The following is a 15687-nucleotide window of genomic DNA, read 5'->3' as shown; positions in this document are numbered from 1 at the left end:
GCAAAGCTAATGTTCTTTGCGTTATTCGCTAACTACGCGAGGCAGCCAACCCATGCTCGACAACATCCAGGCCTTTCTCGACGTGCACAAGGCGGGCACGTTTTCCGCTGCGGCCAAGCTGCACAACGTAGCGGTGTCGTCGGTGTCGCGGCAGGTGGATGCGCTGGAGCAATCGCTGGGCGTGGCGCTGTTTCAGCGCAGCTCGCGCCGCCTGCTGCTCACCGATGCGGGCGAGCAGTTTTTGCCGCGGGCGCAGCTCATCGTGTCGGAAATGGTGGATGCCAAGGCCGCGCTGCTGGACGCACAGGCCGAGCCGCGTGGCCTGCTGTCCATCACCGCGCCGTCGGTCTTTTGGCGGATGCACATCGCACCCACCGTGGCGTCGTTCATGCAGCAGTACCCGCTGATTGAGCTGGACTTGCAGCTCAGCGACCACTGGGTGGACCTGGCTGCGCAGCGGGCCGACGTGGCCATCCGTATTGGCGCACTGCCCGATAGCGACCTGCTGGCCACCCGCCTGGCGCCCATGCTGCGTGTGGCCTGTGCCAGCCCCGCCTACCTCCAGGCGCACGGCCGCCCGGCCAAGCCCGAAGACTTGCTGCACCACAGCTGCCTGTGCCTGCCCTCCAGCCCCACCGGCCTGTGGACTTTTCCGGGTGTGAACCAGGGCAGACCGCTGGCAGTGCACGGGCGCTTTCGCAGTGGCGATGTGGACGCGCTGCTGGAGGCCGCCGCGGCCGGGCTGGGGGTGGCGCACCTGGCCAGTTGGCTGGTCTACAAAAAGGTGGCGGCGGGCGAGCTGGTCAATCTGTTCCCCGACTCGGTGGCCGCTGCTGCGGCGGCTGCGGCAACCACCAGCCAGGCACCGGCCATCCATGCCGTGCGGCTCAAGGGCCGCTCGCACTCGGCCAAGGCGCAGCTGTTTATCCAACACCTGAAACAGGCGATTGGCACGCCGCCGTATTGGGACCGCGCCACCGGTGCGTTGCAGAGCTAACGCGGGGCTGCGCGTGCGGCAGTGGTGTGCTTCAATGCCTGCATGACTTCAACCGCGCCTATGGAGCTCCTCCATTTCCACGACCCCATGTGCAGCTGGTGCTGGGCGTTTCGTCCGACGTGGCAACAGCTGCGTGCGCAGCTACCGGCTGACTTGCCGGTGCGGCGCGTGGTGGGCGGGTTGGCGCCGGACAGTGATGTGCCCATGGAGCCGGCCATGCGCGCCAAGCTGCAGTCCGTCTGGCAGATGATTCAAGCGCGGGTGCCGGGCACGCCGTTCAATTTTGATTTCTGGCAAAACTGCACGCCCAGGCGCTCCACCTACAACGCCTGCCGCGCGGTACTGGCCGCGAAACGACTGGCGCCGGAATCCGAAGAGGCCATGATTGTTGGAATTCAAGAGGCTTATTACCTGCAAGCCCAAAACCCGTCAGACATCAGCACGCTGGTGGAGATTGCCCAAAGCATGGGGCTGGACGCCGAGGCCTTTGCCGCCGAGGTATCGGGTGCGACCGTTGAAGCAGCGTTGCAAGAGGAGTTGGCCTTTGCGCGCCAAGCGCCCATCAACGGCTTCCCCAGTCTGGTGCTGCGCACAGCGTCCGGCATGTACCCCATTGGGCTGGACTACCTGGATGCTGCGCCCATGCTGCTGCAGATCCACACCGCCATGGAAGCAGCGCGCTGACCCGGGCACGGTGAAACGCTTTGCCTGCGTATGCAACGCCCCACCTGCCCCCACTGCTTGCGCCCGCAATCCGCCTGCATTTGCGGCTTTGTCACGCCCACGCCGCCCGCCTGTGACGTGCTGATCCTGCAGCACCCGCTAGAACAACACCATGCCAAGAACAGCGCGCGCCTGTTGCACCTGAGCCTGCCGGGCAGCCGTTTGGTGGTGGGGGAAGTGTTTGACGACACCGCGTTACAGACTCTGATGCCAGAACCGCGTTACACCGTGTTGCTGTACCCGCCCACAGGCTACGAAGGCCACGCGGCGCCGGAGCCGCTGGACGCCGCGCAACTCAGCGATCCACACAAAGTGCGACTGGTGGTGTTGGACGCCACCTGGCGCAAGAGCCGCAAGATGCTGCACGTGAGCCCTGCGCTGCAGCGTTTGCCACGTCTCAATTTGGAAGAAGTACCCGCGCCGCGCTACGCCATTCGCAAGGCCCACAAGCCCGGGCAGCTCTCCACGCTGGAGGCCACCTGCGCAGCGCTGGCGCAACTGGAAGGCGACGCCGCGCGCTGGGAACCGCTGCTGGCGGCATTTGACGGGTTTGTGGCCCAGCAGCAAGAATTTATGCCAAATTGACCTGTAGCCCCTGTGGATACTGCGCAAGCAGCTCCTGATTTAGGAGCAATTAACGCAATCCTCGGCGAATCTGTCCGTTCGGGCTGAGCCTGTCGAAGCCTGCGTTTCGCCCATTCGGCAAGCCCAGGACAGGCCAAGCGCAACCCGAACGGACCGCTTCAATAGCGCCTAGCCCTTGCGCATGAACTTGAAGATCAGCACCCAGAAACTCAGGATGATGTTGGCCACCGGGAACTGCAGCGCCGTGGGCATGAAGTAGATAACCAGCACGCCGGGTATCCACACGCACCACACGGCGATGAGCACGGGCAGGTAGTGGCGGCTGAAGTAGTCGGCAGACACCAGGCGGCGCAGGGTGCTAGCGCTAAAAGCCCCTTCGCGCCAGGCGAATGCCACCACCATTACGTAGTTCGACACGGGCGAATAGACGAACTGGTCGAACAGCATTTTTTTGCCAATAGTGCGTACGTCGCTGCCCTCCCCAAAAAGCTGGACCTGCAGCGCGTACAGCATGTCCACTGAAATGCCGATGCATCCAAACACCAGCGTGGCGTAGAACAGGTAACCCCAGGTGCCACGGGTCCAGCGCTGTTTAAGCACCACATGGCTCAGGGCCTCGGGCACCAGCACGGCAAACACCACATACGAGGCGAAGGAGAACGGATAGCCCCAGGCCCGTTTGACCGCGCCCCATTGCGCCAGGCCCGCTTGTACCGCCGGGCTCCAGGCATAGGCCATGAGCAACACGGCCAGCCCGCACCAGAGCACCAGCCCCGGGACCAGGTTGGCTTGGACGGCGGCGCGGACTTGCTGGAGCGATGTAGGCCGGGTGGCGCCCTGCATCAGGCGCTGCCTGCCGCCTGCGGCGCCAGCGCCAGCTCGGCCAAACGCACGGCGCCCTCAAAGCTGCGCGCACCACCGATAAACAGGTTCAGGTGACAAAACACGCTGTCGGCCACGCCGGTCACGGTGGCCAGCTCTTCGTTGCGCAGGCCGGCCCAGCTCTGGGGCAAATCCATACGCGCGGTGAACGAGCCGGGCTCTACCGGCACGGTCTTGATCTGGTACTGGTCACCGTCGGAGTCGGGGTAGATCACAAACATGACCTCGGGCATTTCGTCCACCACCACACGGGTCCAGGGCATGCCACCCTCTTGCAGGTGCAACACGCGGCCACCGACCAGACGGGGTGCGGCGCGCACGGTGTCCACGGCGCTGATCTGCGCGACCTTTTTGCTGATGGCGTGGTCCAGAAACTTGCGCGTGATGGCGATGGCTTCGCGAAAACGCGTTTCTTGCAGTTGGGCCTTGGTGTCCTGGCCCATGCCTTTTTCTTCCATCCAGTGGGTGTTGAGCTGGGCGATCAGGCTAGAGAGGCCAAAGATGCCGGGCGACACATCGCCCTGGCCGGTGTCCACGATGTCGAGGTACTGCACCAGCGAGTGGTCGATGGAGCGCACGATGTCTTCTACCGCTTGCGCGTCCAGCGTGTGGCCCTGCGCGCTGGACCAGGCTTTGACGTAGGCTGTGCCATGCGCCGTCCACACCAGACCCGCGCTGGCGTAGCCCACGCCGGGGATGGTTGTGCCATCCACCTCGTGCGCGGGGCGCGCGCCGTCAAAGCCGCGCTGGTGGTGGTCGAACCGGCCGGTGGCGGCGTCCCAGGTGCCGCCCACGTCGACCACAAAGTCGGCGGTTTCAATGAGCTCCTGTTTGCGCGTGCGGATGAGGGTGTGGGATGGGAACACACCCATCAAAATGCCGACGCCAAAAACGTCGTCGGCGTGGAAGCTGCCACTGTGCGTGGCGATGGTGGTGGTGGTGTTTGCGTCAGTCATACCCCGATTTTAGGTGCCAAATCGGCCCCCAGCCCCCGATGAATCTGCGCAATCAGCTACTGATTTGATAGCAAATCTGCAGCCCTGCACCGTCCTAGCGCAGCTTGAAAACCGACACCGCCTGCACCAGCTCGCGGGCCTGGCCGCTGAGGCTGCTGGCGGCGGCGGCCATTTCTTCCACCAGCGCGGCGTTTTGCTGGGTGGCCTGGTCCATCTGGGTGACGGCTTCGCCCACTTGCGACACACCCGCGCTCTGCTCGTTACTGGCGGCGCTGATCTCGGCCATGATGTCGGTCACGCGGCGGATGCTGGTGACCACCTCGTTCATGGTGCTGCCCGCCTTGTCCACCAGCGCAGTGCCCTGGTCCACACGGCTTACGCTGTCGTCGATCAGGGTTTTGATTTCCTTGGCCGCCTCGGCGCTGCGGCCGGCCAGGCTGCGCACTTCCGACGCCACCACCGCAAAACCACGGCCTGCTCACCGGCGCGGGCCGCTTCTACCGCCGCGTTCAGCGCGAGGATGTTGGTCTGGAAGGCGATGCCGTCGATCACGTTGATGATGTCGGCAATGCGTTTGGAGCTGTCGCTGATGCCCTTCATGGTGTCCACCACCTGCGACACCACAGCGCCGCCTTCCACCGCCACGGTGGAGGCGCTTTGTGCGAGCTGGTTGGCCTGGCGTGCGTTGTCCGCGTTTTGCTTTACGGTGGAGGACAGCTCTTCCATGCTGGCGGCGGTTTCTTCCAGCGCGCTGGCCTGGCTTTCGGTGCGCGCGCTCAGGTCCTGGTTGCCCTGGGCGATCTCGGAACTGGCGGTGGACACCGACTCGGACCCGGTGCGCACGGCGGACACGACTTGGACCAGGCTGTCCTGCATGGAGGACAGGGTTTGCAGCAGCTGGGCCACTTCGTCCTTGCCCTGCGCACTGATGGGGCGCGACAAGTCGCCTTCGGCCACCGCACGGGCGGTGTCCATGGCCACGTTCAGCGGCTGCGTGACGCTGCGGCTGATAACCACGCCCAGCCCCACGCCGATTAGCACACACACCACGATCAGGCCCAGCGTGACATTGCGGCTGGTTTCGTAGATCGCGGAGTTGTTGTCGGACACACGGTGGGCGTTCTCCTCAAACACCTTGGTCAGGTCGGTCATGGCCGTCCCGACCTTGATGCTGGGCTGCACCACGCTGGCGCCCAGGAACTCCAGCACCGGGGAGTCCACTTGTATTTCTGAACTGGTCAGCAGTTTGAGGATGCCTGTGAGTGCCTGCTCGTCGGCCTTCCAGGCTTCTTCCACCTTGGCAAAAGCGGCCAGGGTGTCGGGGTCGCTGGCTTTTTCACGCGCCTGCGCCATGAGTTCCAGGCTCTTGGCGCGCCCTGCGGTGATGCGCTGGAGCGCGCCGTTGCGTGCGCCTAAATTGGTGGCGATGATGGCGTCGCGCAGCGCGACCACGGCCGCATACCGCTGCACGTTGGCCTCTTTGACCAGCGAGAGGCCCAGGGTTTCCTTCTCGTAGAGGGCGGTGTCGGCATCGTTGAGCACGTTCATGTTGCGTATGGCAAACAGACCCAGCGCCGCACCGATGAGGGATACCAGAATGAAGGCCAGTATCAGCTTGGTCGAGATCTTGTAGTCAGAGAGAGACATGGTGTCACCTTCTTTCTTGTCGATAGATTCGGGCAGGCAGCGCAACGACGCCAAAGATTCTAGGCACCAGTGCATGAAAAAAGATAGCAATTTTTGCGGGGGCGCCCGAGGGTTACTCCCCATTCAGAATCACCCGGATGGGGGATACCCGACGCCCGCACACGCACCTAGACTCGTCCTGTCAATTTAGCAACCCATCTCCACAGGAACCGTATGGAATCAGGTCAGATGACGGTACAGTCCGCAGAGCTTTTTTATTCCTCCAAAAGCAGCCTGATAGGCAAGACCCGTTTGTGGCTTTGGGTGGGCGGCGCCATCTCGATACTCATCGCGATACCGGGCACCAAAAGCGTCGGGGTCCTGCTATGGGTTGCCGCCATCACGCTCGGCGTGTTGGCACTCATGGACTGGTTCCTGCGCAAACAGATGCACAGCGGCAAGGTGCTGGCTACGCTGGATGAGGCAGGCATTGCGTCCCCCGTTTTCAACGGGAAAACCAAACACTACCGCTGGGATGCCATCGCCAGCGCCTCCGTCACCCGTGTGCAAAACGCCCCGGTCCTGCAACTGCTGCTGCACCCCACCGCAGGGCTTGCCGACAAGCGCAGCTTCCTGACCGGCCGCAACCCCTTGCGCCCTTCGCTGGTGCTGTCTGCGCTGGATGACGCCGCGCAGGAAAGGCTGCTCCAGTTGGTCCAGCAGCACATCCACAAGAACAGCCGCCCCGGCCAGGTGCTGCAGGCCCTGGACAACCAGATTGCAGAGGAACGCGCCTACCAGGAGCGGCTGAAATCCTTTGCCCCGATACCGTGGCTGACCTATGGCCTGATCGCCATCAACGCCCTGGTCTGGATCGCCATGCTGAACTACGGAGGCGCTTTTGCGGGGACGCCCAGCGACTTGCTGCTGCGCTGGGGTGGCAATGCCGCATCGGAGGTGCAGCGCGGGCAATGGTGGCGCATGGCCAGCGCCATGTTTCTGCACAGCGGGTTCATGCACGTGGCGCTGAACATGCTGGGGTTGTACAGCGCCGGTGTGGCGGTGGAGCGCATTTACGGCCACCGCCTGTTTGCGCTGATCTACCTGGGCTCTGGCCTGGTGGGCAGTGCCTTGAGCCTGCATTTTGCGGCGCAAAGTGCCGTTTCGGTGGGCGCGTCTGGCGCGGTATTCGGCATTACCGGTGCACTGCTGGTGGCGCTGGTGCAGCACCACAAACAACTGCCCAAAACCATGGGCAAACAGACGCTGGGCAGCCTGGCCTTCTTCATCCTGTACGCCCTGGCCCAGGGTTTTGGCAAACAGGGCATCGACAACGCCGCCCACGTGGGCGGGCTGGTCGCCGGGTGTTTGCTGGCCTACGTGCTTCCAGGGCGTTTTGACCTGGACAAATACGTGCGCAGCTACACCCGCCGCGCCACCATCGGCCTGGCCATCGCAGCGGGGGCAACCATTGGCGTGGCGACATTGGCACCTGCAGCGCAGGTGGACCAGCGCGGGATGCTGCTGTTTGCGCAAGGGATGCAGTCCTTTGGCAAGACGTTCACGGCCCTGCAGACCGAAGCACAGCAGGTGAAGGCGGGCGAGCTGTCTGAACGCGAGTCGGACGAGCGCAGCCGCACCGTGTATGCACCCATGATGCGCAAAGTGCGGGATGAACTCGCATTGGCCCGCCTGCCCGCCACCGATCCGCGCCTGCCCCTGCTGAAAGAAGCCCAACGCATGACAGAGCTGATGGAGGAGTCGCTGGCCATGGAGTCGGTCTTCCCCGAGGGCAAACCAGCGCCTGCCGACCCAGCGCGCATGGCGGTCATTCAAGCAGAAATGACCGAAATTGCACAGCGGATTGAGACCATTACCCAAGGGCTGCAGGCCACCAAGAAGAAATAGAAGCCCGGGGACGGACGGGCCACAGGAACGCGCAAACCGCCCGTTTTCAAGCCAAATTGGCCTCGGGCCCTTGTGGGGTATGCGCAAAAAGCTCCTGATTTCATAGCAAATCACACGCTTTTACTTGGGTCCTGTGCAAGCCCATGCCAAAATCACCCCCCATACAGTCCAGCGCCCGCGAGCGCTACACAGATACAAGGAAGATTCGACATGGGCGCGCAGTGGAAAGCAAAAGGCAAGGAATTGGCGGCCAATGCCAGGGGCAAGCTGTTTGGCCGACTGGCCAAAGACATCATGGTGGCGGCACGCGCCGGCGCTGACCCGGCAGGTAACTCCAAGCTGCGCTTGGTACTGGAGCAGGCCCGCAAGGTGTCCATGCCCAAGGACACGCTGGAGCGCGCCATCAAGAAGGGCGCGGGCATCGGCAGCGAGGCGGTGCACTTTGAGCATGTGATTTACGAAGGTTTTGCGCCTCACCAGGTGGCGGTGATGGTGGAATGCCTGACCGACAACGTGAAGCGCACCGCGCCCGAGATGCGGGTGTTGTTCCGCAAAGGGCAGCTCGGCACCTCCGGCTCCGTGTCGTGGGACTTTGACCACCTGGGCATGATTGAGGCCGAACCCGCCGCCCCAGGTGCCGACGCCGAAGTGGCCGCCATCGAGGCTGGCGCACAGGACTTTGAAGCGGGTGAGGAAGAGGGCAACACGCTGTTCTGGACCGACCCGGGCGACCTGGACCTGGTGAGCCGCGCGCTGCCCGCCCATGGCTTTACCGTGCTGTCGGCCAAGCTGGGTTACAAGGCCAAGAACCCGGTGGACCCGGCCAACTTGAGCGCCGAGCAACTCGAAGAGGTGGAAGCCTTTTTGGCCGGCATCGACGGGAACGACGACGTACAGAATGTGTTTGTTGGCTTGAAGGGCTAAACCATGATCACTCCGGCTTTGGTAGTTGCGGTTGCCATCGGCATGACCGCTGCGTCCATGATGAACCCGTCCGCCCCCGCGGAAGTGGTGCAAGAGATAGACGCCGAGGGCAAACCCGTGGCCGAGGCACAAGCCGTGGTGCCCGCGCCCGCCGCATCGGCCCCGGTTGCTGAAGCCGCACCGGCAGAAGCCAGTACCGCCCCCACGCGCCCCGCGGCACCCATGGAAACTGCGCCGCTGGCCCCCGCCAGCCCCGCACAACCGGCTCTGCCATCCCCCACACCCATGCCCGCTCCCATGCCGGCGATGGCCAAGGCTAAACCCCAACTCTCCACCCACGCATCAGCCGCCAGCATGGCGGCGGGCTTTCACATCAATGTGGGACTGTTTGCCGTGCCCACCAATGCCCACAACGCCGTGCGCAAACTCACCGGCGCGGGGCTGACCGCCTACACGCAGGAGATCAAGTCCAAGACCAAAGGCAAGCTCACCGCCGTGCGCGTGGGCCCGTTTGAAAACCGGCTGGACGCTGACACCGCCGCCGAGCGCATCCGAGCGTTGGAACTCGAAGCGGTGGTTTTCCAGCGTTAAGCAAAACGCTTAAGGCCACAAGGCCTTAAGCGCAACTGCATTCCCCCCGGGAACCCTGGGGCCGCCTTCTGGCGGGGGTTTCACAAAAGGGCCATAAGCCCTAGCATTCGCGGTTCTATTCATCCAAAAAGAACCGCATGGAATTCCTTCTTGACCCCAATGTGTGGATCGCTTTTGCGATGCTCACCGCCCTGGAAATCGTCCTGGGCATAGACAACATCATCTTCATCTCCATCCTGGTCGGCCGCCTGCCGCAGGAAATGCGTGACAAGGCGCGCCGCCTGGGCCTGGGTTTTGCCATGGTCTCGCGCCTGCTGCTGCTGTTCTCGCTGAGCTGGGTGATGAGCCTGACCACCGACCTGTTCAGCGTGGCCAACCACGGCTTCAGCGGGCGTGACCTGGTGCTGCTGCTCGGCGGCCTGTTCCTGCTGTACAAGGCCTCGCACGAAATTTTTGTCGAAGTGGAAGCGCGTGAGCAAGATGCCGCCCCCGTCACCGACACGGCCGCCGTCAAGGCCGCGGGCCAAAAGCTGTTCTGGGCCATCATTGGTCAGATCGCCATCATCGACATCGTGTTCTCGCTGGACTCGGTCATCACCGCCGTGGGCATGGTCGACCAGATCAGCGTGATGGTGGCTGCCGTGGTGGCCTCGGTCGGTGTGATGCTGGTGGCCGCCAAGCCGATTGGCGAGTTTGTAGACCGCCACCCGTCCGTCAAGGTGTTGGCCCTGGCGTTTCTGGTGATGGTGGGCATGGCGCTGACCGCCGAAGCCTTTGACCAGCACGTCCCCAAGGGATATATCTACGCGGCCATGGCCTTCTCGCTGGGGGTGGAAGCCCTCAACATCCGCGCCCGCAGCAAACGCCAGGCGCTGGCGGCGGCCAGCAAGGCCGACACACCCGCCGCTTAAGCCGGCCAAGGCGTACATGAAAAGGGGCCCTGCGGGGCCCCTTTTCATGCAGCACAGGCCTGCTGCCTAAGCGGCCTGTTTCTCCTGGGGGCCGTCTTGCAACAAGCGGATGGTCAGGATCACGTCGCGCACCTTGAACGGCTTGAGCAAGACGCGGCGCACCAGAAAGCCACGCAGGGAATTTGCCAGATCGACGCCGCACGCGGTGGCCGTCACGGCCAAGGGGACGTTGGCTGCTGTGCGGTACTGGCCATCGCGCAGGTTCTGAATCATTTCCAGCGCCGGGGCTTCGTCATTCAACGAGGCAATCAGGCCGCTAAAGGCATGTTGCTCCAGCAACTGCTGCGCCCCGCGGATGCTGGTGGCCAGGCGCACGTTCGGCATATTCAGCTGGCGCGCGGTGGACACGATGATGCTGCCCACCATGGCGGCCTGCTCCACCACCAGGATATCGCGCTGTGGCTCGCTGTGCGGCGCCGTCATGCCAGGGCCTTTTTGCGCAACAGTTCTTCCACCACCAGATCACGCAGCACGCTCAGCACCGCCAGGGCCACGTCATCCACCTCGTGGGGCTGCTGGTCAAACACACACAGCGTGCCCACGTTTTGCCCCGAGGGCAGCGTGAGCGGCGCCCCCGCATAAAAGCGGATATTGGCCCCCGTGATCACATTGGGGTTGTCGGCAAACCGGGGGTCCATCCGGGCGTCCAGCACCACGGTGGGTTCGTCCACCAGAATGGCGTGGGCGCAAAACGAATCGCTGCGCGTGCTCTCTTCAATATCCAACCCGACTTTGGCTTTGAACCACAGCCGGTCCGCGTCCACCAGCGAGATCAACGCCTGCGGCACATCAAACTCCTGCGCCGCAAATGCCACGATGCGGTCAAACCGCTGCTCCGGCGGCGTGTTCAGAATCAGCAGCTCACGCAGCGCCGCAAGGCGGTCGTCCTCGTTGCTGGGGATGGGTGCTGGGATCATAGATTTCTGCCTTCACGGCCACCCCGGGGCGGGGGTGGCATTGCATTTGCCGAACACCAGCGTACTTTAATGCGTTTGGCCCCAGGGGTTGGTTCATATGCCAAATTGGCCCCCAGCCCTTATGTCATCTGCGCAAGCCACTATAAATTTGATAGTAGCTACACCCTCGATGATCGGGCCAAGTCGCGATGCGGGGTCCTGAAGCACGGCGTCCCGCGCTGCGCATGCGTCATTGAACGCGCTGTCGCCTCAACCCATCTGCAGCCGCAACCGCGCCCACCATTGCGTCACCGAGGCGCCGCCACTGACCAGCACAATCCCGAACAACACCGGGACCGCGCCCAGCACAAAGCTCATTTCAATCGGCTCGTCCAGGAACCACGCGCCAAAGACAATGCCGAACAGCGGCGTCATGAACGAGAACACGCCCAGGCGTGACGCCAGGTAGTGGCGCAGCAGCCAGAACCAGACCAGAAAACTTGCGAACGACACCACCAGCGTGTGGAAAGCCAGGTTGGCCCAGACCTGGGGGGTGAAGTGGATGTTGGTTTGGCCGGTGAACAGCGCGGCGCCTAGCAGCAGCACGCAGGCGCAGACCAGTTGGTACAGCAGCGTTTGTGTGGCCGGCGCGCTGGACAGGCGCGAACAGCGCACCACCATGGTGGTGGCGCCCCAGGCCATGCCGCCCAGCAGACCCAAAAAGTCGCCCCACAACATATTGCCCGGCGCAGGCGCCGTGGGCTGGGTGCGGCCGAAGAAGGCCATGGTGATACCACCAAACGCCAACGCGATGCCCAGCCACTGCACCACGCCCAGCCGCTCGGCCGGCAGGCGCCAGTGCAGACCCAGCGCCGCGAAGATGGGCGCGGTGTAAAGGAAAACCACCATATGTGAGGCACTGGTGTGGCGCAGCCCTTCGCCCACCAGCATGAACTCCAGCCCGAACAGCAGGCCCACCAGCAGGCCGGGGCGCCAGCTGCCATCGTGCAGGCCCAGGCGCTCACCGCGCCACAGCATCACCAGCCAGACCAGAAACGCGGCCACGCCGGAGCGCAGGCCGATCAGGAAGATGGGCGCAATGTCTTGCGCCGTGGCCTTGAGCGTCACCTGCTGCAGGGCCCACAACGCGCACAGCACCAGCATGCAGCCAATGGCCTGGGAGTCGAGGGCTTTGCGGGTGTCCATGCGGTGCGGTCCTGAGGAAGTGGCGGGAGGGCAGCCATTATTGATTTGGCTGCTTTCATGGATATAGTGCAAACCAGACAAGCCATCCACCAAAGCCGCCAAACGCCACCGCTGCCATGCCCATCCTGCGCCCCAAACTGGAAATACCCATCTCCAGCCCCAGCCTGCCCGCGCCCCTGATGTTCCGCAGCGCGCACGTGCCAGCCGAAGGCGTCTACCCGCTGCACCAGCACGCCTGGGGCGAGTTTGTGTATTCCTTCAGCGGCGTGATGGAGGTCAAGGTGGCCGAGCACCACTTTCTCGCCCCGCCGCAGTACGGCCTGTGGCTGCCGCCCGACCTGCAGCACGTGGGCCTGAACCGCAAGGAGGCACACCACTGCTCGCTCTATGTGAGCCGCCCGCTGTGCGGCGCCCTGCCCGCCACGCCCTGCGCGCTGACCGTTAGCCCCCTGGTGCGCGCCCTGCTGGAACACCTGCGCCAACTGCCCACCGGCGCCCCCAACGGGGAAGAAGATGCCCGCCTGCTGCAGGTGCTGCTGGACCAGTTGGCCGTTTCACCGCGCGCGGGCAGCTACCTGCCCAGCTCGGAAGACCCGCAACTGGCTGCCGTGCTGCGCCTGCTGCAGACCAACCCTGGCGACAACCGCGCCCTGCCCGAACTGGCCCACGCCGTACACACCACCGAACGCACCCTCACCCGCCGCTGCCAGCGCGACCTGGGCATGTCGCTCGCCGAATGGCGCCAACGCCTGCGCGTGGTGCGCGCCATGCCACTCTTGGAAGCCGGTCAGACCGTGGAAACGATTGCGCTGGATTTGGGCTACGGCAGTGCGTCGGCCTTTATCAGCATGTTCAAGAAGCTGATGGGGACTACGCCGGATGAGTATCGGAAGGGGGTGGTGGGGAAGGCGGCTGCGGGGGCTTAGGGCTATACAGAACCACTATTCCGTTCGGGCTGAGCCTGTCGAAGCCTTCAACACACCTACGATTTGCAAGAACTGCGTTTCGACAAGCTCAACGCGAACGGGTTCGCTCAGGGACACGGTCTGGCTTCATTCCCACGGCCAACTTTGAAAACGCTCATCCAAGCGGCGCCCAACGCCAAACATAAACCACCAGTCCCACAGAAAGGATCAACAAGATCAGCAGCGATGCACCAAGCGCATTCCGTTGCAAGCTCTCGACAAACTTGGAGACTTCGCTGAGGGGCGGTATTTCGACTTTCATGAGCGAAAGTCTGACAGGCAAAACATCGTTTATGCACACACCTTTCCCATTCTGGCTATCGACATTACGCAGAAAGGCTCGACGTCTCCTTCCTAAGTTGCAGTCTGCACATTTAGGAAAGAACCTAGCTTTCGTCATCCATGTCGTCGCGCCCGGCAGGCATTCCATCCATATTCATTCTTGACGGATTCGATGACGATCTCCGATTACCTCTTCCCGGCCAACCCCTTTAAAGATGTTTAAGTAATTTAGAACTGATAAAACAGTAGTTCCAGTTTTAACGACCAACTTCCAGAATCCAACCCATCGCGATATTGCGTGTGTTTTTTCTGGAGTTGACCATGGCCCACCGCCGCCCTCTTTTGAAGTTTGCCCTTGCCGCCGCCCTGGCCAGCACCGCGCTGGTCGCCGGTGCACAGCCCAAGCCGGTTGAGTTGCTTAACGTGTCGTACGACCCGACGCGCGAGCTGTATGTCGAATTCAACGCCGCGTTCGCCAAACATTGGAAAGCCAAGACCGGCCAGGACGTGACCATCAAGCAAAGCCACGGTGGATCCGGCAAACAGGCCCGCTCCATCATTGACGGCCTGGACGCTGACGTGGCCACACTGGCACTGGCCGGTGACACCGACGCCGTGGCGCGCAACGGTGGCTGGATCAACACCGACTGGCAAAAACGCCTGCCCCACAACTCTTCGCCCTATACCTCCACCATCGTGTTGGCCGTGCGTGAAGGCAACCCCAAGAAAATCAAGGACTGGGATGACCTGATCCGCCCCGACATCAAGGTCATCACGCCCAACCCCAAGACCTCTGGCGGCGCCCGCTGGAACTACCTGGCAGCCTGGGAATTTGCCAAGCGCAAGTTCGGCTCTGACGCCAAGGCCAAGGAATTCGTGGCCAAGCTGTTTGCCAACGTGCCGATTCTGGACACTGGCGCACGCGGCTCCACCATCACCTTTGCCCAGCGCAACCAGGGCGATGTGCTGATCGCCTGGGAAAACGAAGCCTATTTGCTGGAAAAGGAATTCGGCGCCAAGTTTGACGTGGTCGCACCGTCCCTCTCCATCCTGGCCGAACCCGCTGTGGCCGTGGTCGACAAGAACGTAGACAAGAAGGGCACACGCACTGTCGCCACCGCCTACCTGGAGTACCTGTACACCGAAGAAGGCCAGGACATCGCTGGCAAGAACTTCTACCGCCCCGCCATCTCGGCCAAGGCACAAGCCAAGTACGCCAAGCAGTTCCCCAAGATCAACCTGTTCACCATCGACCAGGCCTTTGGCGGCTGGGACAAGGCGGACAAGGAACACTTTGCCGACGGCGGCAGCTTTGACCAGATCTACACCAAGAAGTAAGACAGCTCCGTTCGCCCTGAGCCTGTCGAAGGGCCTCTAACCACCTTCGATTGGCAGGCGCTGCGTTTCGACAAGCTCAACGCGAACGGAATTCAACAACAAATCGACCTTCAGCCCTTATGGGATATGCGCAAGCAGCTCCTGTTTCCATAGCAAAAAGAAAGCCCCCAGATGTCTGTCCTCCTGATTGCCGGTAGCCCTTCCGAGCGCTCGCGTACCGCAGCGCTACTGGAAGCGGCAGGCCAGCGCCTGCAAACCCGCGGCGCCCTGGTGGACCGGCTGCGGGTGCGCGATCTGTCTCCCCAGGCGCTCTTGCTGGCCGACTTTGGCCACCGCTCCATCAGCCAGGCCATTGGCCAGGTGGCACAGGCCCAGGTGATCGTGGTGGCCACGCCGGTGTACAAGGCAGCCTACAGCGGCGTGCTCAAAGTGTTTCTGGACGTGTTGCCGCAAGACGCGTTCAAGGGCAAGACGGTGTTGCCGCTGGCCACAGGTGGCAGCCCACACCACATGCTGGCGCTGGACTATGCGTTGCGCCCGGTGCTGCAGGCACTGGGCTCCAAGCACATCCTCTCCGGCATCTACGCCACCGACGCGCAGGTCACCCTGTCGCCCGAAGGCAGCTACCACGTGGATGCCGCCATTGGCGCACGGCTGGACGAAGCGGTGCACGGCATCGTGACCGAAACCCTGCAACCCGCACTGGCCCACGCCGGACGGTTTGCACCGGTGCATTTTTCGCAAGTGCGATGTAGCGTCTAAACCGCTCCCTCCCCGGTGCCGCCCGAAGCGGCGCTGGCCTCCATTTCCCGCTCCTCATTTTTTGAACCCGCGCAT

At 63.1% G+C, this 15687-nt stretch carries 16 protein-coding genes and 1 pseudogene; 10 read left to right on the top strand and 7 right to left on the bottom strand.

Annotation, left to right across the window (positions count from 1 at the left end; all coding sequences use genetic code 11):
• Window positions 1-52: 52 nt before the first annotated feature.
• The 3 genes from RS694_RS00735 to RS694_RS00725 are packed head-to-tail and all read left to right on the top strand — an operon-like array spanning window position 53 to window position 2305.
• Window positions 53-997: a LysR family transcriptional regulator gene (locus RS694_RS00735; RefSeq protein WP_029708016.1), complete on the top strand. Its 945-nt coding sequence runs from the start codon at window positions 53-55 to the stop codon at window positions 995-997.
• A 60-nt stretch (window positions 998-1057) separates the two neighbouring features.
• On the top strand, window positions 1058-1681 hold the full coding sequence (locus RS694_RS00730; RefSeq protein WP_051391905.1) for a DsbA family protein: 624 nt from the start codon (window positions 1058-1060) through the stop codon (window positions 1679-1681).
• A gap of 30 nt (window positions 1682-1711) precedes the next feature.
• Complete coding sequence (locus RS694_RS00725; protein WP_029708019.1) at window positions 1712-2305, top strand: tRNA-uridine aminocarboxypropyltransferase; 594 nt, start codon at window positions 1712-1714, stop codon at window positions 2303-2305.
• Window positions 2306-2473: 168 nt separating this feature from the next.
• Here RS694_RS00725 and RS694_RS00720 read toward each other — a convergent pair whose 3' ends face one another.
• The 3 genes and pseudogenes from RS694_RS00720 to RS694_RS20940 all read right to left on the bottom strand — a co-directional run bounded on the left by RS694_RS00720 (window position 2474) and on the right by RS694_RS20940 (window position 5790).
• Entirely contained in the window at window positions 2474-3148 is a 675-nt protein-coding gene (locus RS694_RS00720; protein WP_051391906.1) for a hypothetical protein, read from the bottom strand.
• Window positions 3148-4143, bottom strand: a complete 996-nt coding sequence (locus tag RS694_RS00715; protein ID WP_029708021.1) for an MYG1 family protein — start codon at window positions 4141-4143, stop codon at window positions 3148-3150. The genes RS694_RS00720 and RS694_RS00715 overlap by 1 nt, the downstream gene beginning before the upstream one ends.
• 94 nt (window positions 4144-4237) lie before the next feature.
• A pseudogene (locus RS694_RS20940) lies at window positions 4238-5790 on the bottom strand (methyl-accepting chemotaxis protein).
• Between the two features lie 228 nt (window positions 5791-6018).
• On the opposite strand from RS694_RS20940, the gene RS694_RS00700 reads away from it, so the two are divergent.
• From RS694_RS00700 to RS694_RS00685, 4 genes are all read left to right on the top strand, one after another.
• Window positions 6019-7677, top strand: coding sequence for a rhomboid family intramembrane serine protease (locus tag RS694_RS00700; RefSeq protein WP_051391909.1), 1659 nt, complete (start codon window positions 6019-6021; stop codon window positions 7675-7677).
• Window positions 7678-7887: 210 nt separating this feature from the next.
• On the top strand, window positions 7888-8601 hold the full coding sequence (locus RS694_RS00695) for a YebC/PmpR family DNA-binding transcriptional regulator (protein WP_029708024.1): 714 nt from the start codon (window positions 7888-7890) through the stop codon (window positions 8599-8601).
• Between the two features lie 3 nt (window positions 8602-8604).
• Complete coding sequence (locus tag RS694_RS00690; protein WP_076069197.1) at window positions 8605-9192, top strand: SPOR domain-containing protein; 588 nt, start codon at window positions 8605-8607, stop codon at window positions 9190-9192.
• Window positions 9193-9329: 137 nt separating this feature from the next.
• The gene (locus RS694_RS00685) at window positions 9330-10103 is read left to right on the top strand and encodes a TerC family protein (RefSeq protein WP_029706416.1); all 774 of its coding nucleotides are present in this window, start codon (window positions 9330-9332) and stop codon (window positions 10101-10103) included.
• A gap of 66 nt (window positions 10104-10169) precedes the next feature.
• Here the strand turns inward: RS694_RS00685 and RS694_RS00680 are convergent, their stop codons facing one another.
• The 3 genes from RS694_RS00680 to RS694_RS00670 form a co-directional block, all read right to left on the bottom strand.
• Complete coding sequence (locus RS694_RS00680; RefSeq protein WP_029706415.1) at window positions 10170-10586, bottom strand: response regulator; 417 nt, start codon at window positions 10584-10586, stop codon at window positions 10170-10172.
• On the bottom strand, window positions 10583-11080 hold the full coding sequence (locus tag RS694_RS00675) for a GAF domain-containing protein (protein WP_051391731.1): 498 nt from the start codon (window positions 11078-11080) through the stop codon (window positions 10583-10585). The genes RS694_RS00680 and RS694_RS00675 overlap by 4 nt, the downstream gene beginning before the upstream one ends.
• Before the next feature lie 249 nt (window positions 11081-11329).
• Window positions 11330-12265, bottom strand: coding sequence for a DMT family transporter (locus RS694_RS00670; RefSeq protein ID WP_029706412.1), 936 nt, complete (start codon window positions 12263-12265; stop codon window positions 11330-11332).
• 116 nt (window positions 12266-12381) lie between these two features.
• Between RS694_RS00670 and RS694_RS00665 the strand changes: the two genes are divergently transcribed.
• Entirely contained in the window at window positions 12382-13191 is an 810-nt protein-coding gene (locus RS694_RS00665; RefSeq protein WP_076069194.1) for an AraC family transcriptional regulator, read from the top strand.
• Between the two features lie 154 nt (window positions 13192-13345).
• On the opposite strand, the gene RS694_RS20630 is transcribed toward RS694_RS00665, so the two are convergent.
• Window positions 13346-13492: a hypothetical protein gene (locus RS694_RS20630; RefSeq protein ID WP_156876160.1), complete on the bottom strand. Its 147-nt coding sequence runs from the start codon at window positions 13490-13492 to the stop codon at window positions 13346-13348.
• A 341-nt stretch (window positions 13493-13833) separates the two neighbouring features.
• Between RS694_RS20630 and RS694_RS00660 the strand changes: the two genes are divergently transcribed.
• Both RS694_RS00660 and ssuE read left to right on the top strand, forming a co-directional pair.
• Complete coding sequence (locus tag RS694_RS00660) at window positions 13834-14850, top strand: sulfate ABC transporter substrate-binding protein (RefSeq protein ID WP_029706410.1); 1017 nt, start codon at window positions 13834-13836, stop codon at window positions 14848-14850.
• A 171-nt stretch (window positions 14851-15021) separates the two neighbouring features.
• A complete protein-coding gene (ssuE, locus tag RS694_RS00655) occupies window positions 15022-15612 on the top strand; it encodes an NADPH-dependent FMN reductase (protein WP_029706409.1) in 591 nt (196 codons plus the stop codon).
• Window positions 15613-15687 lie beyond the last annotated feature (75 nt).

It is taken from the genome of Rhodoferax saidenbachensis (assembly GCF_001955715.1).
In the GTDB taxonomy this organism is placed as follows: Bacteria; Pseudomonadota; Gammaproteobacteria; order Burkholderiales; family Burkholderiaceae_C; genus Allorhodoferax; species Allorhodoferax saidenbachensis.
The sequence above is the reverse complement of the archived record's forward strand: the minus strand, read 5'-3'. Positions and strand labels throughout refer to the sequence as shown.

Excerpts from the sequence above, each read along its gene's own strand:
- RS694_RS00665 (WP_076069194.1), top strand. The coding sequence starts at position 12,382 with ATGCCCATCCTGCGCCCCAAACTGGAAATACCCATCTCCAGCCCCAGC.
- RS694_RS00670 (WP_029706412.1), bottom strand. The coding sequence starts at position 12,265 with ATGGACACCCGCAAAGCCCTCGACTCCCAGGCCATTGGCTGCATGCTG.
- RS694_RS00690 (WP_076069197.1), top strand. The coding sequence starts at position 8,605 with ATGATCACTCCGGCTTTGGTAGTTGCGGTTGCCATCGGCATGACCGCT.
- RS694_RS00730 (WP_051391905.1), top strand. The coding sequence starts at position 1,058 with ATGGAGCTCCTCCATTTCCACGACCCCATGTGCAGCTGGTGCTGGGCG.
- RS694_RS00720 (WP_051391906.1), bottom strand. The coding sequence starts at position 3,148 with ATGCAGGGCGCCACCCGGCCTACATCGCTCCAGCAAGTCCGCGCCGCC.
- RS694_RS20630 (WP_156876160.1), bottom strand. The coding sequence starts at position 13,492 with ATGAAAGTCGAAATACCGCCCCTCAGCGAAGTCTCCAAGTTTGTCGAG.
- RS694_RS00735 (WP_029708016.1), top strand. The coding sequence starts at position 53 with ATGCTCGACAACATCCAGGCCTTTCTCGACGTGCACAAGGCGGGCACG.
- RS694_RS00675 (WP_051391731.1), bottom strand. The coding sequence starts at position 11,080 with ATGATCCCAGCACCCATCCCCAGCAACGAGGACGACCGCCTTGCGGCG.
- RS694_RS00700 (WP_051391909.1), top strand. The coding sequence starts at position 6,019 with ATGACGGTACAGTCCGCAGAGCTTTTTTATTCCTCCAAAAGCAGCCTG.
- RS694_RS00695 (WP_029708024.1), top strand. The coding sequence starts at position 7,888 with ATGGGCGCGCAGTGGAAAGCAAAAGGCAAGGAATTGGCGGCCAATGCC.
- RS694_RS00725 (WP_029708019.1), top strand. The coding sequence starts at position 1,712 with ATGCAACGCCCCACCTGCCCCCACTGCTTGCGCCCGCAATCCGCCTGC.
- ssuE (WP_029706409.1), top strand. The coding sequence starts at position 15,022 with ATGTCTGTCCTCCTGATTGCCGGTAGCCCTTCCGAGCGCTCGCGTACC.
- RS694_RS00715 (WP_029708021.1), bottom strand. The coding sequence starts at position 4,143 with ATGACTGACGCAAACACCACCACCACCATCGCCACGCACAGTGGCAGC.
- RS694_RS00660 (WP_029706410.1), top strand. The coding sequence starts at position 13,834 with ATGGCCCACCGCCGCCCTCTTTTGAAGTTTGCCCTTGCCGCCGCCCTG.
- RS694_RS00685 (WP_029706416.1), top strand. The coding sequence starts at position 9,330 with ATGGAATTCCTTCTTGACCCCAATGTGTGGATCGCTTTTGCGATGCTC.
- RS694_RS00680 (WP_029706415.1), bottom strand. The coding sequence starts at position 10,586 with ATGACGGCGCCGCACAGCGAGCCACAGCGCGATATCCTGGTGGTGGAG.